This window comes from Sphingomonas sp. (assembly GCF_039594485.1).
Classification (GTDB): domain Bacteria; phylum Pseudomonadota; class Alphaproteobacteria; order Sphingomonadales; family Sphingomonadaceae; genus Sphingomonas.
In genome coordinates, this window is record NZ_JBCNNI010000030.1 from 34,557 (window position 1) to 49,997 (window position 15,441).

12 protein-coding genes are annotated in these 15,441 nt (G+C 64.7%); 7 read left to right on the forward strand and 5 right to left on the reverse strand.

All coding sequences use genetic code 11. The features are described 5' to 3' along the window. Nucleotides 1-154 precede the first annotated feature (154 nt). Both ABDV78_RS14330 and ABDV78_RS14335 read left to right on the forward strand, forming a co-directional pair. On the forward strand, nucleotides 155-2,356 hold the full coding sequence (locus tag ABDV78_RS14330) for a hypothetical protein (protein WP_343528082.1): 2,202 nt from the start codon (nucleotides 155-157) through the stop codon (nucleotides 2,354-2,356). Between the two features lie 548 nt (nucleotides 2,357-2,904). Continuing rightward, nucleotides 2,905-4,320 carry an ISNCY family transposase gene (locus tag ABDV78_RS14335; protein ID WP_343528094.1) on the forward strand — a complete coding sequence of 472 codons (1,416 nt, stop codon included), beginning with the start codon at nucleotides 2,905-2,907 and terminating at the stop codon, nucleotides 4,318-4,320. Between the two features lie 115 nt (nucleotides 4,321-4,435). On the opposite strand, the gene ABDV78_RS14340 is transcribed toward ABDV78_RS14335, so the two are convergent. Beyond that, a complete protein-coding gene (locus ABDV78_RS14340) occupies nucleotides 4,436-6,490 on the reverse strand; it encodes a TonB-dependent receptor (RefSeq protein ID WP_343528083.1) in 2,055 nt (684 codons plus the stop codon). A 117-nt stretch (nucleotides 6,491-6,607) separates the two neighbouring features. On the opposite strand from ABDV78_RS14340, the gene ABDV78_RS14345 reads away from it, so the two are divergent. Together ABDV78_RS14345 and ABDV78_RS14350 are read left to right on the forward strand one after the other, a co-directional pair. Next, nucleotides 6,608-7,102: a homogentisate 1,2-dioxygenase gene (locus tag ABDV78_RS14345; protein ID WP_343528084.1), complete on the forward strand. Its 495-nt coding sequence runs from the start codon at nucleotides 6,608-6,610 to the stop codon at nucleotides 7,100-7,102. Nucleotides 7,103-7,137: 35 nt separating this feature from the next. Continuing rightward, nucleotides 7,138-8,061 (forward strand): cytochrome c peroxidase, encoded by a 924-nt coding sequence (locus ABDV78_RS14350; RefSeq protein WP_343528085.1) that lies wholly within the window; start codon nucleotides 7,138-7,140, stop codon nucleotides 8,059-8,061. A 27-nt stretch (nucleotides 8,062-8,088) separates the two neighbouring features. Here ABDV78_RS14350 and ABDV78_RS14355 read toward each other — a convergent pair whose 3' ends face one another. From ABDV78_RS14355 to ABDV78_RS14365, 3 genes are all read right to left on the reverse strand, one after another. Beyond that, on the reverse strand, nucleotides 8,089-10,500 hold the full coding sequence (locus tag ABDV78_RS14355) for a TonB-dependent receptor (protein WP_343528086.1): 2,412 nt from the start codon (nucleotides 10,498-10,500) through the stop codon (nucleotides 8,089-8,091). Between the two features lie 110 nt (nucleotides 10,501-10,610). Next, nucleotides 10,611-10,982 carry a ModE family transcriptional regulator gene (locus tag ABDV78_RS14360; protein ID WP_343528088.1) on the reverse strand — a complete coding sequence of 124 codons (372 nt, stop codon included), beginning with the start codon at nucleotides 10,980-10,982 and terminating at the stop codon, nucleotides 10,611-10,613. Nucleotide 10,983: 1 nt separating this feature from the next. After that, nucleotides 10,984-11,190, reverse strand: coding sequence for a TOBE domain-containing protein (locus ABDV78_RS14365; RefSeq protein WP_343528089.1), 207 nt, complete (start codon nucleotides 11,188-11,190; stop codon nucleotides 10,984-10,986). Between the two features lie 170 nt (nucleotides 11,191-11,360). On the opposite strand from ABDV78_RS14365, the gene ABDV78_RS14370 reads away from it, so the two are divergent. Genes ABDV78_RS14370 through ABDV78_RS14380 form a run of 3 tightly spaced genes read left to right on the forward strand, consistent with a single transcriptional unit; the run spans nucleotide 11,361 to nucleotide 14,837 of the window. After that, nucleotides 11,361-12,182, forward strand: coding sequence for a M24 family metallopeptidase (locus tag ABDV78_RS14370; protein ID WP_343528090.1), 822 nt, complete (start codon nucleotides 11,361-11,363; stop codon nucleotides 12,180-12,182). A gap of 44 nt (nucleotides 12,183-12,226) precedes the next feature. Continuing rightward, complete coding sequence (locus tag ABDV78_RS14375) at nucleotides 12,227-12,889, forward strand: CPBP family intramembrane glutamic endopeptidase (protein WP_343528091.1); 663 nt, start codon at nucleotides 12,227-12,229, stop codon at nucleotides 12,887-12,889. 37 nt (nucleotides 12,890-12,926) lie between these two features. After that, nucleotides 12,927-14,837 (forward strand): hypothetical protein, encoded by a 1,911-nt coding sequence (locus ABDV78_RS14380; protein ID WP_343528092.1) that lies wholly within the window; start codon nucleotides 12,927-12,929, stop codon nucleotides 14,835-14,837. An 88-nt stretch (nucleotides 14,838-14,925) separates the two neighbouring features. On the opposite strand, the gene ABDV78_RS14385 is transcribed toward ABDV78_RS14380, so the two are convergent. Then, a partial coding sequence (locus tag ABDV78_RS14385) for a GNAT family N-acetyltransferase (RefSeq protein WP_343528093.1) occupies nucleotides 14,926-15,441 on the reverse strand: 516 nt, incomplete at its 5' end.

Here is a 15,441-nt window from a genome sequence, read left to right on the forward strand (position 1 = left end):
GCGTGGCCGCCTTCCGCTGGCCCCGGCAGCGATGCCGGGGCCTTTTTTCTGCGCCGAAGGCTACCGTAAGCGCCATCGGCGCGGCACAAGACCAAAATGAAACCATGGAGCTGCGCATGACCCTGAACGCCGCCCCTTCGCCCCGGAGCACCGCATGATCCTGGCGGCAGCCGCGCTCGCGGCGTCCTGCGTCACCGCCGGGGCCGGGGGCGAGGTCGCGGCCGATCTGCTTCACCGCCGGATGGCCGAGCGGGTGCGGCATTGCGGGACCGTCCGGCTGGTGATCGCTCCGCCGGATGCGGTCGCCAGGGCGCTGCCGCCCCGCTGGCGGGGGCAATGGCGCCGCCCGGCGCCGCTGGGCCGCGAGGGTTTCGAGGTCCGGCGGGTCGGCCCCGTCACCGTCATCACGGCCGCGGGGACGCGCGGCCTGGTCTATGGCGCGGGCTGGGTGCTGCGCCATCTCGACATCGCGGGGGGGACGGCGCGCCTCTCGCTGAAAGGGCCGGTCCGCCAGTCGCCCGCTTATGCCACGCGGCTGACCCAGATCGGCTATCGCCCCAAGAACAACAGCTATGACGCCTGGACGCTGCCCATGTTTCAGCGGCGGATCGAGGATTTCGCGCTCTGGGGCGCGAGCGGGGTGCAGTTGATCGCGCCCGTCTCGGACGATGACGAGACCGGGCCGCTCTTCCCCGCGCCCGCGCGCGAGACGCTGGCCGGCATCGCGACCATCACCCACCGGCTCGGGCTCGACGTCGCGCTCTATTATCCCGAACTTGGCCATTATGAGAAACCGGGCGCGGTGGAGGCGGAGCTCGCGGCGTTCCGGCGGACGCTCGCCGATCTGCCCCATGTCGATGCGCTCTATGTGCCGGGCGGCGATCCGGGGCATACATCGCCGTCGCTCCTGTTCCCGCTGGTGGCGCAGCAGGCGGCCCTGCTCCGCGCGCGCAACCCTGGGGCGCCCGTCTATATCTCGTCGCAAGGGTTCGATGCGGCGGGGTTCGAGGCGTTCTATCACGAACTGGACAAGCGCCCCGACTGGCTGACCGGCGTCTTCGTCGGCCCGCAGACCCGCGATCCGCTGCCGCTCGAACGCGCGCGGATCCCGGCGCGCTATCCGCTGATCCTCTATCCCGACATCGCGCACACGATGCACGCGCAATTCCCGGTGCCGCGCTGGTGGCCCGAATTCGCGCTGACCGAGGGGCGCGAGCCGATCAATCCGCGCCCGGCCGCCTATACGCATATCTTCGCGCGCTTCATGCCCCTGACCTCCGGGTTCATCACCTATTCCGAAGGGGTGAACGACGATTTCAACCAGTTCCTCTGGTTCGAGCTGGGCTGGAACCCGCGCACCGATCCGAAGGCCTTTGCGCGCGACTATGCCCGGATGTTCATCGGCGATCCCTTGGCCGCGACGCTTCCGCCCGCGCTGGAGGCCAATTGGGTCGGCGATCCGGCGGGCAACGCACGGATCGACGCGACGCTGCGCCTGGCGGACGCGATCCGGCCCGCCGCCTTTGCCGACTGGCGGATCGACGCGCTGCGTTACCGCGCGGTCTATGACGCGCTGGTCCGTCGCCGCACCATCGCCGCGCGGGCGCGCCGGGCGGCTGCCCTGGCGGCTCCCGATGCCGGGCGGGCGCGGGCGATCCTGGCGACCGGGGACGGGCCGGAGGTGGCGGCGCTGCTCGCCCGGCTGAACAGGCTGGCCGAGCGGCTGTGGCAGCAGGCGCGGTTGCAACTCAGCGTGAAGCGCTTCGGCGCGTCCAACATCGAACGCGGCGCCAATCTCGACCGCGCCGATGTCGACCTGACGGGCCGCGCCTGGATCACCGCGCAGATGGCCAGGGGCTGGCCGATCCCCGATCGCAGCCGACGCGCGGAAGGCGCGCTGTACGACGATCTCGGCCGCCCCGATGCCGAGCCGCATCTGGTGCGCGGACCGGGCTTCGCGGCCGATCCGCAGATGTTCACCACCGCGATCGACGGCATCGCCGACCGCACGCCCGAGGATGGCTGGTGGCCGGGCGAACTCGACTATGCCGAGACGCTGTATGACAGCCCGTTGCGGCTGCATTATGCCGGCCTCGACCCGCATCGCCGCTACCGGCTGACCGTCACCTATGCGGGGGAGGACTATACGCTGCCGATGCGGCTGGTCGCCAACGGCCATATCGTCCTGCAAGACCAGTTCGCCCGCACCGCGAACCCGATGCAGGTGACGCTCCCCATCCCGCGCGAGGCCACCGCCGGGGGGACGCTCGACTTGGCTTGGACCCGCCCGCCCGGCATGGGCGGCAGCGGACGCGGCAAGCAGGTGGCGGAGACATGGCTGATCCCCGATCGGTGAGGGGGGCCATCGGGGCGTCGAGGCCTGCCGTTGGGATCCATGGTCTGCCGCCCTCTCCCGCCGCAGGTCGGGCGCACGGGCAAGCGCGTGCGGTCGGTCGGACGCACGCCCCGGAGGGCATATGGTGTCATGCACCGTACGCACGGGTGCAGCGACGATAACGCCGTTTTTTATCAACAGGATATGGCTGTCCCACGTGCCGGACACGGCCGTCATGCCTTGTCCGGCGCGTGGGACGATCCCGGATCGGGGGGCGACAAGCCCTTGTAATCCCATATCCCTATCTGTCTGACACGTAGGACAGAGCGGCTCGGCACCTTCATCATGGGCGCGCGCGGGCTATAACCGCAACCGGATTTTCACCGCGACCGAGGTGCTGGAGATCCTGAACCGCCCCTTCGGCGTGGTGCCGGTTGAGGGGTAAGGGGGATGGCTGGAGGCAGTCTGGATGTATTTACATAAGATATATTATCGATCTAAGGTGCTGTAGGTGCCGGATACAAATGACACTACTCCACTAGATAGAAGCGGCACTGACGGTGCTGACGATGAGTGCTGCAGAGATCACCCGGTTCGACACGCTGATGCGGCTCGACCGCGGCGAGATCCGGATCCCGGACGCGATGGAGCTGCTGGGCCTCCAGCGGCGGCAAATCTACCGGCTGGTCGATCGCCTCCGACAAGAAGGCGCTGCGGGCCTTGTTTCGCGCAAACGCGGGCGACCGAGCAATCGGCGGTACAGTGATGCCTTCCGCGCCGAGGTGGTCGCGCTCGTCCGCGAACACTATGCCGACTTCGGGCCGACGCTCGCGCGCGAATATCTCGCCGAACGCCACGGCCTTGGCTTGTCGTGCGAAACGCTGCGGCAGATCATGATGGAAGCCGGGCTTTGGAAAGACCGTGCCGCCAGGCGCCCCAGCCCCTATCAGCCCCGCTACCGACGCGACTGTCGCGGTGAGCTGGTCCAGGTCGACGGCTCGAAGCACTGGTGGTTCGAGGACCGCGGGCCGCAATGCACGCTGCTGGTGTTCATCGACGACGCCACGAGCGAGCTGATGCACCTCGAGATGGTCGAGAGCGAAAGCACCTTCTCCTACATGCGCGCGACGCGGACGTACCTCGAACGGCACGGCAAGCCGGTCGCCTTCTATACGGACAAGCACAGCGCGTTCCGCAACAACACGGCCTCGGCGAACGGCGACGGGATGACCCATCTCGGGCGTGCGCTGGACCGCCTGAACATCGACCTGATCTGCGCAAACTCGCCGCAGGCGAAGGGCCGCGTCGAGCGGGCCAACGCGACGTTGCAGGACCGCCTCGTCAAGGCGATGCGGCTCCACCACATCAACACCATCGACGAAGCCAACGCCTTCCTCCCCTCCTATATGGCGCAGCACAACCAGCGGTTCGCCAAGGCGCCCTTCGACCCGCGCGATCTGCATCGGCCGCTGGCCATGCACGAGAACCTCGAAGCGGAGATGGTTTGGCGCGAGCAGCGCACCGTCACCGGCGCCCTCACCCTCCATTACAACAAGGCGATGTTCATCCTAGAGCCGACCCCGATCGCACAGGGGCTCGCGCGCAAGAAGGAGGATGTGTGCGAGTACCCGGACGGCCGCCTCGAGATCCAGCACGAGGGTGAGGCCCTGACCTATCGCGTCTTCGACAAGATGCGTCGGGTGAACCAGACACCGGTGGTCGACAACAAGCACCTCGACGCGGCACTGGCGCTCGCACACGCCATCCAGCAGGTGCAGCCGCACCACGCTAAGCGCAACAACCACGAGCCCGCGCGTACCGCTCAGCCCGGCGGGATGTTCAAGACCCCCTCGCCCGTCCCCCCTGGGCCGAAGTTGGATCGCCGCAAACTGGGCAATCAGCGCCTGAAGCGAGGCCCTCGTCTTTCCGATGATGAGCTCGTTGCGCGCGGCTTGGGCGAATATGTCCGCCGGCAGACGGGATGACCGGATGGCGTGCCCGCCAGCGTCTCGAAAAGGATCGAGTTTCAGGAAAGCGGTAGTCTTCTCGAAACCTACTCCAACGCGGGTATCGAGAAGGCCACATTATACCACATCAACGTCAGTATCGCGCCCGCACGACAGCAAAAAAGCTGCGACCGGCCTCAGGGAAGCCGTCCGTCAGCGTGTAGTATTCGTCGAACAGATTTCTCGCGCCGATGCCGATCGACAGTTGCTCCGTGAGGGCAAAGTCCGCCCGGATGTCAGCACGAACATAGCTGCCGGTGCGGTAGTAGACCGGGGGCGATGCTGTGGTGACGGTGGTGCGGTTTGATGCGAACTCGACGCTGGGGGTCAGCTCCAGACGCGAGAAGGGACGCCAGCTCGCATAGACGAACCCCTTGTCGGACGGTACGTCGGTCAGCTCGAATGCGGGTATGACGACGCCGGTCTGGGGGCCGATCGAGAAGTCGCGCTTGATGTGCGTGTAGTTCGCGCCGACGTCGAGCGTCGCCCCGACTCGTGCGACGATCCCAATCTCACCACCATAATAGTCGGCCGAACCCAGATTGCGGCGCTGGGACGTGTTGGCCGGGAAGCCGGCCGGACGCACCGCCACGATCGCGTCGGTGATGTCGCTGTAGAACAGCGCGCCGGTGACGGTCAGCGCACCGATCGCATGGCTGCCGCCCAGTTCGTAATTGGTCGCACGCTCGGCATTGAGACCGGGGTTCGACGCGGCGGTGCCGAACTGCGTCGAGAACCGCTCGAACAGCGTCGGGAAGCGCGCACGCGACGAAACGCTGGCGTAGAGCCGGCTACTCTCGACCGGCTTCCACTCGATGCGCCCCTGCGCGTTCCAGGCATCGGCGTTGCGCAGCGGATAGCTGAAGATACGCGCCGCGCCGCCCGTGGGCGGTGTGCCGTATTCCTCCGCGCGCGACAGGTCGCGCCAGTCGTAGCTCGCGCCCAGCGTCATCGCGACGGTCGAAGTCAGATCGCGGGCATATTCGCCGGCGATGCTGTAGGTGTCCTCGACGCTGCGCTGGCGGGGTTCGGTAAAGCCGCTCGGAAAGCTCTGCTGAAACTCGTCATGCCGGTCGCGGCGGTAATGGACGGCAAGCGACAGCCGGTCCGCGTCGGTCGGGCGAAGCGCCAACTCGGCCGAGCCGCCCCAGGACTCGTCCTCGTAATAGCTGTTGAAGGCGCGCGCGCGGCTCTGGGTAGTCTGCGTCCGATCGTCAAAGGCGCTGAGCAGGTTGTCGAAGGTGTTGCGATAGACGCGTGTGCGCAGCGTCGCGCGGTCGCCCAGCGCAGTCGTGGAGAGGAAGTAGATGCTCTCGATGTTCCAGTAGGGCCAGCTCCAGTTGCGCTGCGTGCTGATCGGATCGGTGATGTGGAGGGGGGCGTTCTTATCGCCCTCCTGCCGGGTGTAGCTCAGCGAATATTCGTCGGTCGTGTTCGGCGTGAAGCCAAGCTTGACGTTCACACGCCAGTCGCGCGTCGCCGAGAAATCGCGCGCACCTCCGTTCTCGTTCGCGGTGGGCGTGAAGCTGCCGGGCATATCCCAATGGCCGGTATCGTTGATCGCGTAGCTTGCCTGCGCATACCAGCGATCCTGCCGGGTGCCGATCAGGCCGAAGGCATTGTAGCCGGCATAATCCACCCCGCGATCGAGATTGACCTGGGCGCGGCCTTCGATCTCCAGTGCCTTGGTCGGTTTGCGGGTGACGAGGTTGACCGCGCCGCCCATCGCGCCGGGACCGTCCAGCACCGACGCATAGCCCTTGGCCACCTGAAGCTGCGCCACGTCGGGGGTGAGGAAGCGGCCATAGTCGAGGCGATTGTCGGCGGGCAGATAGACGCGAATGCCGTCGATCGACACCGGCACCTGGAACCGGTCGAAGCCGCGCACGAATAGCAGGCGCTCGTTGCGCGACCCGCCGCTGTTGCCGGCGGTCACGCCGGGGATCAGGCTCGCCGCCTCGTCCAGCGACTGCCGATCGAATGTGTAGATCGCCTCTTGGCCAATCGACTCGCTGCCGATCTCGACGCCTTGCGGGCGGGCACCGGTGACGATGATCTCGCCGAGGCGGAAGCTGCTGTCCTGCGCGTCTTGTTGCGCGGGGCGCGCATCCTGCGCGAAGGCCGGCATGGCCGATGGAGTGAGCAACATGGCTGCGGTTAGTGCAAGGCGCATCGATAGTCCCCCTTTTTGCGATCGAGGCGGCTGTATCGTCCTTCGATCATCTATATACGGTCAGATATATACCTGTTGGAGGAGTTGCCGCCGATGTTCAATGCCCTGTTCGCTGCCACGCTGTTGCAAGCGGCCGCGCCCGCGCACGATGCCTGTCCTTCCGTGACCGCGCCGCCTGCGGAATTGTCGGGCTGGGCCTCACCGCGTCCGCTTGGTGCGGGTCGCACGCTCGCGCGGGCAACGACGCTGACACCGGGCGTGGCGGTCACGGCACGCCTCCCGACCACGCGCGACGTGCAGTACGTCGTGCGGCCGGAGAAGCCGGGCGGATCGGTCAGCTATGGGGGTGTGTTCACCTTCACCGTCGCGACCCGCGGGCGCTATCGGATCGCGCTGGGTTCGGGCGCGTGGATCGATGTGCTGGCGGACGGCAAGCCCGCGACTTCGGTCGCGCACGGTCATGGCCCCGCGTGCACCGGCATCCGCAAGATGGTCGATTTCGATTTGGCTGCGGGGCGATACGTCCTTCAGGTCGCCGGCAACGGCACCGCCGATCTGCCGCTGATGGTGGCGAAGCTGCCAGCGTGATCGGACGCGCGGCGCTGGCGCTCGCGGCGCTGATCATGACCGCCGCACTCGCCGCCCCGTGGGGGTGGCCGCTGCCGCCTGGATTCGTCGCGCCGATCGTACCTGCCGACAATCCGATGTCGGTCGCCAAGGTCGCCCTCGGCCGTCGGCTGTTTTACGACGCGGACCTGTCGATCGACGGCACGATGTCGTGCGCAAGTTGCCATGAGCAGAAGCATGCCTTCGCGGACGGCAACCCGACCCGGCCTGGTGTCCACGGCGATCCCGGACGTCGCAACGTGCCGGGTCTCGCCAATGTCGCCTGGTTCGCTAGCCTGACGTCGGCCGACCCGCGCGTAACGACGCTGGAGGCGCAGGCGATGATTCCGATCTCCGGTCTCACGCCGGTCGAGATGGGGATGCACGGCAGCGAGCAGGAAATCCCTCGCCGCCTGTCGCGTGACGCCTGCTACCGCCGCCAGTTCCGCGCCGCCTTCCCGGACCGTCGGGGACGGATCGACATGACCAGCGTTGCGATGGCGCTGGCGAGCTTCGAGCGGAGCCTGGTGTCGTTCGACACGCCCGCCGATCGCGGCGCGCTGTCACCGCAAGCCAGTGCCGGCAAGGCGGTGTTCGACCGAACCTGCGCCTCCTGTCATTCCGGTCCCCATTTCTCCGATGGGCGCTTCCACGCGATTCTGCCGGTCAACAAGGCGGATCGCGGGCTGGCAGAGGCGACAGGCCGGGCAGAGGACGAAGGACGCTTTCGTACGCCGCCCCTGCGCAACGTCGCCGTGACCGGTCCATGGTTTCACGACGGGTCCGCGCGCACGCTGCGTGACGCCATCGCCCGCCACCCGGTCATGCTGGATGCTGCCGATACGGGCCGCGTGCTTGCCTACCTGGAGGCGCTGACCGATCGCGGCTTCATCGAAAATCCCGCCTTCGCCTATCCCGACGATCCCTGCGGCAGCAAATGACGGCGCTGCCGCAGGGATTGGGATTGATCACATGCGGAAGCGGATCGTCCCGCCGATGGTACGCGGGTCGCTCGGCGTGCCCACGATCAGGCCCGAATTGCCCGCCTGGATCGTCAGGTTCTGGATGTAATCGGCGTCGAGCAGGTTGCGTGCCCAGACGATCAGCTCCAGCCCATCGGCGAAGCGATAGCCGATATTGGCATTGGTCAGGTTGTAGCCGCGAATATAGGTGAAGCGCGACAGGCTGGGGTCGCCGTTGAAGCCGCTGCGTGAGGCGGTGTCGACATGGACGAAGACCTGTCCGTCACCCACGGGCCGCTGATAATCCAGCCCGGCGGTGATCGCGAAGCGCGGCAACGACGCGAGGCGACGACCGGTCAGGCTGCACCGTGTCGTGGCGGCGGTCTGCACCTCCAGCGGGCACGGACCGGCGGGGTAGTTGGTGTATTCGCCGTCGGAATAGGCGAAGCTGGTGCGTGCGCTCAGACCCGGCAGGATCAGCGCGGTCACGTCCGCCTCGATCCCCTTCACCGTCACTTCCGGGATGTTCGAAAGGTAGCCGCGCAACTGCACCGTCTGGGTCAGCGAGTTCTCGACGACGGTTGCCTGGAAGTCGCGGACCTTGGTGTAGAAGGCGTCGAGGTTGAAGATCAGGCGGTTGTCGAACAGCCTGTTCTTGACACCGATCTCATAGGTTTCGTTGCGCTCGGGCCGCACCACGGCCGTCGCCAGCACCGGCCGGTTGTTGCTGTCGAGCGGCAGGCCCGACATGTTGATCCCGCCCGATTTGAAGCCGCGTGCATAGCTCGCATAGGCCATCGTCGTGTCGGTCACCTGCCACACCAGGTTGCCGCGTCCTGACAGGCTCCCATCGCTGTCATGTGCCTCGTAAGCCTGCGGGCGCAGCACGCCGAGACGGGCATTAATGAGCGCGGTGTTGGTCGTTGCCAGACCGCCCGACACGGTGGTGGTGTAATAGCCGTCCTTCTCCTCCTGCGTGTAACGGAGGCCGATCGTTGCGGTCAGGCGGTCGAGGAAGCGGTAATTGACCTCGCCGAACGCGGCGTAGCTGAGGCTGCGGAAGTCGGTGCGCCCGTCCTGCCCGTACCCGTCGAGCAGGTTGGACGGCACCGGCGTCACCACGGCATTGGCGCCCGTGCCGGTCGTGACGCTCGTCCCGATCAGATAGCGGGCAGCAGCCGGACCATAGATGCTGATCGGCCGCCCGGTCAGTCGCTGGCGGAAGCCGTAGAGGCCGACGACATAGGACAGCGGTCCGGTGCCGTTCGAGGCGAGGCGTAGTTCCTGGCTATACTGGTCCTGTCGCGACGGGATGTGCTGCGAGAGCTGGACGGGCAAGCCCGTATAGTCGCGATCGTTCTCCGCATCCCAGTTCCAGAAGCGCCACGCGCTGACCGAGGTCAGCGTGACCGGCCCCAGATTCCAGTCGGTAATCGCGCTGACGCCGCCCTCGTTGGTGTCGACACCGAGCGGCCCGTCGATATCGGTCTTGCGATCGTAGACGTTGGTGCTGGGGGGAGCGTAGCCGAACTGCGCGGCCAGACCGTTCGGCCCACCGAACTGGCGGTTGGCGGCGCGCAAGCTGGTGCCGGTGCGCAGATACACCTGCCCGCAGCAATAGGCCTGGAAGTTGGTGAAGTCGGCGATGACGCGCATCTGGATCGCATCGTCGGGCTTGAACAGCAACTGCCCACGCACCGCCTGCGTGCCGATTGTGTTGGCGGCGCGGCCGGTGCGGACATTGTCGAGCACGCCGTCGCGCCGCGTCGACACGCCCGAGATGCGATAGGCGATGGTGTCGGTGATCGGCCCCGATGCCCAGCCCTTGGCCTGCACGAAGTTATAGTCGCCGTAGGACAGTTCGGCGAAGCCCTCGCGGGTGAAGGACGGTGCACGGGTCGTGATATTGAGCGCGCCCGCGGTCGTGTTCTTGCCGAACAGCGTGCCCTGCGGTCCGCGCAGTTCCTCGACCTGCTCGATGTCGGCAAAGTCGAACGCGGCGGTCGCGGGACGCGCGTGATAGACCTGATCGACGTAGAAGCCGACGCCCGGCTCCAGCCCATCATTGGCCTGGCTGACTGCGACGACGCTCGACCCCAGACCCCGGATTGTGAAGGCGGTGTTGCGCGGGTTGGCCGAGCTATAGTTCAGGGTCGGGATCAGCGTCGTCAGCGCTTGCGTGTTGACGGTGTAGCTCTGGTCGATGGGGTCACCGCCTACCACCGACAGCGCTGCGGGCACGCGCTGCGCGTCCTCCGCCCGGCGTCGCGCTGTGACGATGGCTTCGGGGAGGCCAGCGTCAGCCGCGTCATCTGAAACTGATGGCGGCACCTCCGTCGTGGCAGTCTGAGCGAGTGTGGGAGCGCTGAACGCAGGCATGGCTGTGGCGCAGAGAAACACTGCGAACCGCTTCGACATTGATAACACCCCTGTTTGCGGTCCCTGAGGCCGCATTATGTTTGGGCGTATATCGAGTGTATATCTGACCGTATATAGAGAGTTGCCGCTGGCGTTCGATCCAGTCGCGTTCAATCAGTTGGGATCGGCTCAGTGCGGAGGTGTTCGCGCAGGCGCGCATAGGCGGGGCGTTCGGCAATGGCTGCTGCCTCGCGTTCCATCTCGCGATAGGCTTCAAGAACCGCGAGGCCGGTCGCGCTGACCTTCGCACCGCGCTCCCGACCGCCGCCCTTCAGTGTCTCAACCAAAACCGGATCGAAGCAGCGGTTCATCTCGTCGACCAGTAGCCAGGCGCGGCGATAGCTCATGCCGAGCGCACGGCCTGCACCGCTGATCGAACCTTCGGCGATGATCGCCTCCAGAAGGGCGGCTTTGCCCGGGCCCATCGCCAGCGCATCGCCGCAAGCGATCTGGATCTTGAGCCATAGGGGGCCGAGCTTCACGTTACTTACCGATCATCACGTCGCTGGCCTTGATGATGACGGTGACCGTCTCGCCGGTCGCCAGCCCGAGCTCGGCAATGGCTTCCTCGGTGATGTTTGCGGTGACGATGTTGCCGCCTCCGATATCGACCTTGATCGAGCCGTTGACGGCGCCAGGCGTGATCGAGACGATCGTGCCGGAGATCTGATTGCGTGCGCTGATCTTCACGTTATGCCCTTTGATGCGATAGATGCCGGCGGCATCCGTATCCGCATCCTATCGCCATCCTGCGCCGACTGCCATGCGCCAAGTCGGTGTCGATATTCCGCCATATATGATGATCGCGGTGTAGACATGGCCTATAGGATCACCAGGAACCATGAGGCGACGATGTCCTGATGCAAGATACGCGATCCGAAGAAGCCATCCGGCGACAGCAATTGGTCGACGCGGAAAACCGCGCGCTGGCCCTGCTCGATCGTATCGAGGCAGAGGGATATCTTCAGGCCGGAAGGACCGAGCGGGAGGTGGAGCGCGACATTCTCGCGCTGGCAGAGCGCGAGTTTGGCGTCGAGAAGCACTGGCACAAGCGCATCGTTCGGGCAGGCGCGAACACGCTGGCGACCGCGAGAGACAATCCGCCCATCCGGGTCATCGCCGAGGACGATGTGGTCTTTCTCGATCTCGGGCCGGTGTTCGAGGAATGGGAGGCCGACGTCGGGCGCACCTATGCGATCGGAAGCGACGCACGGAAACAGGCGCTATGTCGCGAGTTGCCCCGCCAGTTCGACCTCGTGCGCGCCCGGTTCCTATCCGACCCTGATATCACCGGCGATGCCCTATATGCCTTCGCCTGCCAGTCCGCCGAAGAAGCGGGATGGCGGTTCGGCGGTCATATCGCCGGGCACATCGTCGCGGAGTTTCCGCACGCGCGTCTGCCGGGTGCGAAGCAACTCAATCACATCAGCCCGGAAAACCCCGACCGCCTGCGTGAACCAGACGGTAACGGCTCCGTTCGGCACTGGATATTGGAAATCCACCTTGTCGATCCCGATGGCGGATATGGCGGCTTCTACGAGCGCCTGATGCTTGACGATCTGACTGCCGAGACGGAGGATCGCTCGCTTTCGGGGATGGCCGTAGATGATCCAACCTTTCTCACAAGGATCGAATTTCGGGATGGGAGTTCGGTTCTCGAAACTTGGCCGAGAGCGTCCTGAGAGGCACCTTGACCGTGCCGACTGAAACCCGGACGCTCCGTGTCATGCCGATAGCCACCAGTGCCAAGCCTTTTACCGGCTCTGATAAAGTCACCCTCGTAATCCTGCTGCTGGTATCGCTGTTCCTGACGACGACAGTGAATCGCTGGGCGGGGGTGGCGCTGGTCAGCGTTCATTCTGATGCCGGATGGATCGCGTCGGCCGCCATCCCCTCCTGCATCGTTATGCTCGGCCTATATGTCTGTTTAGGCTCGCACACAGCGCTGCGTTGGCCGCAGTTCAGCCCACCCAATCGAAGATTTATTATCAAACTTTCGGCGCTCTGGCTGAGTTTATGGCTGTCGGCATCCGTGGCCGTCGCCTTCGCGATGGGATATTGGCCGACTTATGCCCGAGGCTGGCCAGCGATCTTGGCATTCATCGTCTTCGGTCCAATCGGCGAGGAGCTGTTGTTCCGGGGCATGATCTTCGAACGAGCGCGTCGCTTATGGGCGAACTCGGCTAGACCGGCGATCTGGATTTCGACAATCGCTTTCAGCTTGCATCACATCCAATTGCATCGGCTCCCGCTAGACGGAGCCGCGTTGGCTCAAATCGGCTTCACCCTGCCAATGGGCCTTGTGTTCGCGCAATTACGAGAGCGGAGCGGCAGTCTGTGGCCTGCTCTTCTTTTACACGTCACCACAAATCTGCCTTTCATATTCTAGCCGGTCGCCGGGCTTGGGAAAGGAGGTACTTTCTCGATTGGGAATAGCCAGCGCGACGGCCGGGACGTTTTTGGAATCGATCGGGAAATGGGAATTGCAAAGCCTTCTCGAAACTAGCCGCTGGCGCAGCTTTGAGAAGGGGTCGGGCCGTTCACGTTGCTCGATGACGCCGTTCGCGATGATGTGTAACGACAGGCTCACCGTAGCGGGGGCAAATCGGATGCAGAGCGGCCGGAGGACGACCATGTTCAAGGTGGTTTCAGTTATTCTTGGGGCCGCCTTGCTGGGCGCGTTGGGCACAGGCGTCAGCGCCCAGGCGGCACCTCCCACCGCCCCTCTTGTCTATACGATCTCTCCGAAACTCGATGCCGGTAATCTGGCCGGTGTCGTGGTCGAAGTTTCGTTGCCGATCGGTGCAACCGGCAACGCATTTCTTGAGCTGCCTGCGGAATGGGGCGGCACCGACAAGCTTTATCGATACCTGTCACCCATCACAGTGATCGGTGGATCGATCACGACGATCTCGCCGACAGAGCGCAAGGTCGTAGGTACGCCAGGCCGAAGCCTGACGCTTCGCTACATCGTAGCCAGCGCCTATGACCATGAGCCGAATGCGAAGGATTCCATCCTGACGGACGGTCCGATGATCCGACCGGACTGGTTTACCGGCATGGGCGATCAGTTCATCGTCGGCCTCAAGGGTCATGATGCCGCGCCAGCAACTGTGCGCTGGAAGGGCTGGCCGGCCGGGTGGGCGACGGCCGCGAGCGAGGATGCCCGATCCTCTACCGTCGCTGACGTGATCGGCAGCAGCTACATCGCCGGGCGAGGTGTTGCGATACGGACCCGTCCAATCAGTGGCGGCACGCTTCGCTTCGTCAGTCACGGCTCGTTCGTATGGAGTCTCGATGCCTATGCCGATCGCGTAGCGCGGACTGTCGATGCCGAACGCAGGTTCTGGGGCGACATGACCGGCAACTACACCGTGACGATGATCGCACTGGCTCCCTCCCTGGGATTTAGCTCGTCGGGGGGAACGGGTCGCAATCACGGCTTCGTGCAATATGCTTCGCCGGATACCGAAATGCGCGTCCTCGAGCGAAATATCGCGCATGAACACATGCACAACTGGATACCGCGCCGCGTCGGAGTAATGCCTGACACGGATGGTGAGGCATCGGTCTACTGGTTCAGCGAAGGGTTCACCGATTTCTATACGGGAAGGACGTTGCTGCGTTCGGGCCTATGGACGATCGAGCAGTTCACCGAAAACCTGAACGAGGTGATGACCCGCCTGGCAACGTCGAAGGCGCGCAACTACACCAATGCTCAGGCTGCGAAGGGAGCATGGTCGGATCAAGACGTGAGCCAGCTCGCCTACGATCGCGGGCAACTTTTCGCGTTCGTGCTCGACCATGCCTTGCATAGCTCGGGGAAGCGGGGGCTGGATAGCATCATGCTTGCGATGAGGGACCGCTGGCAGGCAGCGCCCGTGATCGCAAATCTGCTAACGGCCGCCGATGCCGTCGGCTTCGACATGCGGCCGATGCTCGCGAAATACATCGACGCGGGGGATACGATCGTCTTGCCGGAAGACCTCTTCGCCGGCTGCGCCACGATCGCACGAGCGCGACTGCCGGAGTTCGACCTTGGATATGATCGCGTGGCTACCGGGAAAGGCGGTGGCGTGTTCGCCGGGGTGCAACCCGACAGTCCCGCCTACGCAGCCGGCCTACGCGACGGCATGGTCAGGCTGGCGAAGTTGAGTGGCACAATGGGAGTTTCGCGAACGGCTTGGGGTGTTCGAGTCCGCGATGGCGCCAGTGAGCGCATCATCACCTACTATCCGGCCGGCAAGCAGCTCATCGACGGGCAGGAAGTACGCCTGACGAAAGCCTTCTCGCCGGTCGAACGCCAAAGGTGTGCGCGGTCGATGAGCGGTGGTTGAGAGACGTATGGCTGCTGCGTTCCCGGATGGGTACAGCCAGCTAGACGGTCAGGGGTTTCCCAATGAGATCGGATATCGGGAAATGTGGCTAGATCGCTAGCGACAGGATCGGACGGCTCCACGTCGCCTTGATTGTCGGTGGTTTTGTGCCAACGACGGCCGCGCCCATCGCCTCATAGAAGCCGACAGAGGGAGGATGAGAAACGATCGTGATCGAGACGATACCCCGCAGCCTCGCTTCCGCCATCATGTGCCGGAACAACATAGACCCTAAGCCGCTACCCTGAACGCCATCCGCTACGAACATCAGGTCTAGTTCGGGTTCACCATCGAGGGTTAGACTGTAAAATCCGCACAAGGTGCCGTCACGTTCAGCGATATAAAAAACGTCTCGCTCGATCTGCGATGGTGTAACCGCATACCCGTCGAGGATGCTCGCGTACTTACCGCTATAAGCGGCCGAACCCTGCATCAGGTCAGTGTCCCCCGTCAGCACCACTGGCACAGATTTGAGGTTGTGAGTTGAGGAGGATCTGGGCTTCGTCGCAGTGACGAAGGAACGAAGATGAAGCCCAGATCCTCCAACGTGAAATTGCCAGCGAAG

Excerpts from the sequence above, each read along its gene's own strand:
- ABDV78_RS14335 (WP_343528094.1), top strand. The coding sequence starts at position 2,905 with ATGAGTGCTGCAGAGATCACCCGGTTCGACACGCTGATGCGGCTCGAC.
- ABDV78_RS14370 (WP_343528090.1), top strand. The coding sequence starts at position 11,361 with ATGCAAGATACGCGATCCGAAGAAGCCATCCGGCGACAGCAATTGGTC.
- ABDV78_RS14375 (WP_343528091.1), top strand. The coding sequence starts at position 12,227 with ATGCCGATAGCCACCAGTGCCAAGCCTTTTACCGGCTCTGATAAAGTC.
- ABDV78_RS14350 (WP_343528085.1), top strand. The coding sequence starts at position 7,138 with ATGACCGCCGCACTCGCCGCCCCGTGGGGGTGGCCGCTGCCGCCTGGA.
- ABDV78_RS14345 (WP_343528084.1), top strand. The coding sequence starts at position 6,608 with ATGTTCAATGCCCTGTTCGCTGCCACGCTGTTGCAAGCGGCCGCGCCC.
- ABDV78_RS14330 (WP_343528082.1), top strand. The coding sequence starts at position 155 with ATGATCCTGGCGGCAGCCGCGCTCGCGGCGTCCTGCGTCACCGCCGGG.
- ABDV78_RS14355 (WP_343528086.1), bottom strand. The coding sequence starts at position 10,500 with ATGTCGAAGCGGTTCGCAGTGTTTCTCTGCGCCACAGCCATGCCTGCG.
- ABDV78_RS14340 (WP_343528083.1), bottom strand. The coding sequence starts at position 6,490 with ATGTTGCTCACTCCATCGGCCATGCCGGCCTTCGCGCAGGATGCGCGC.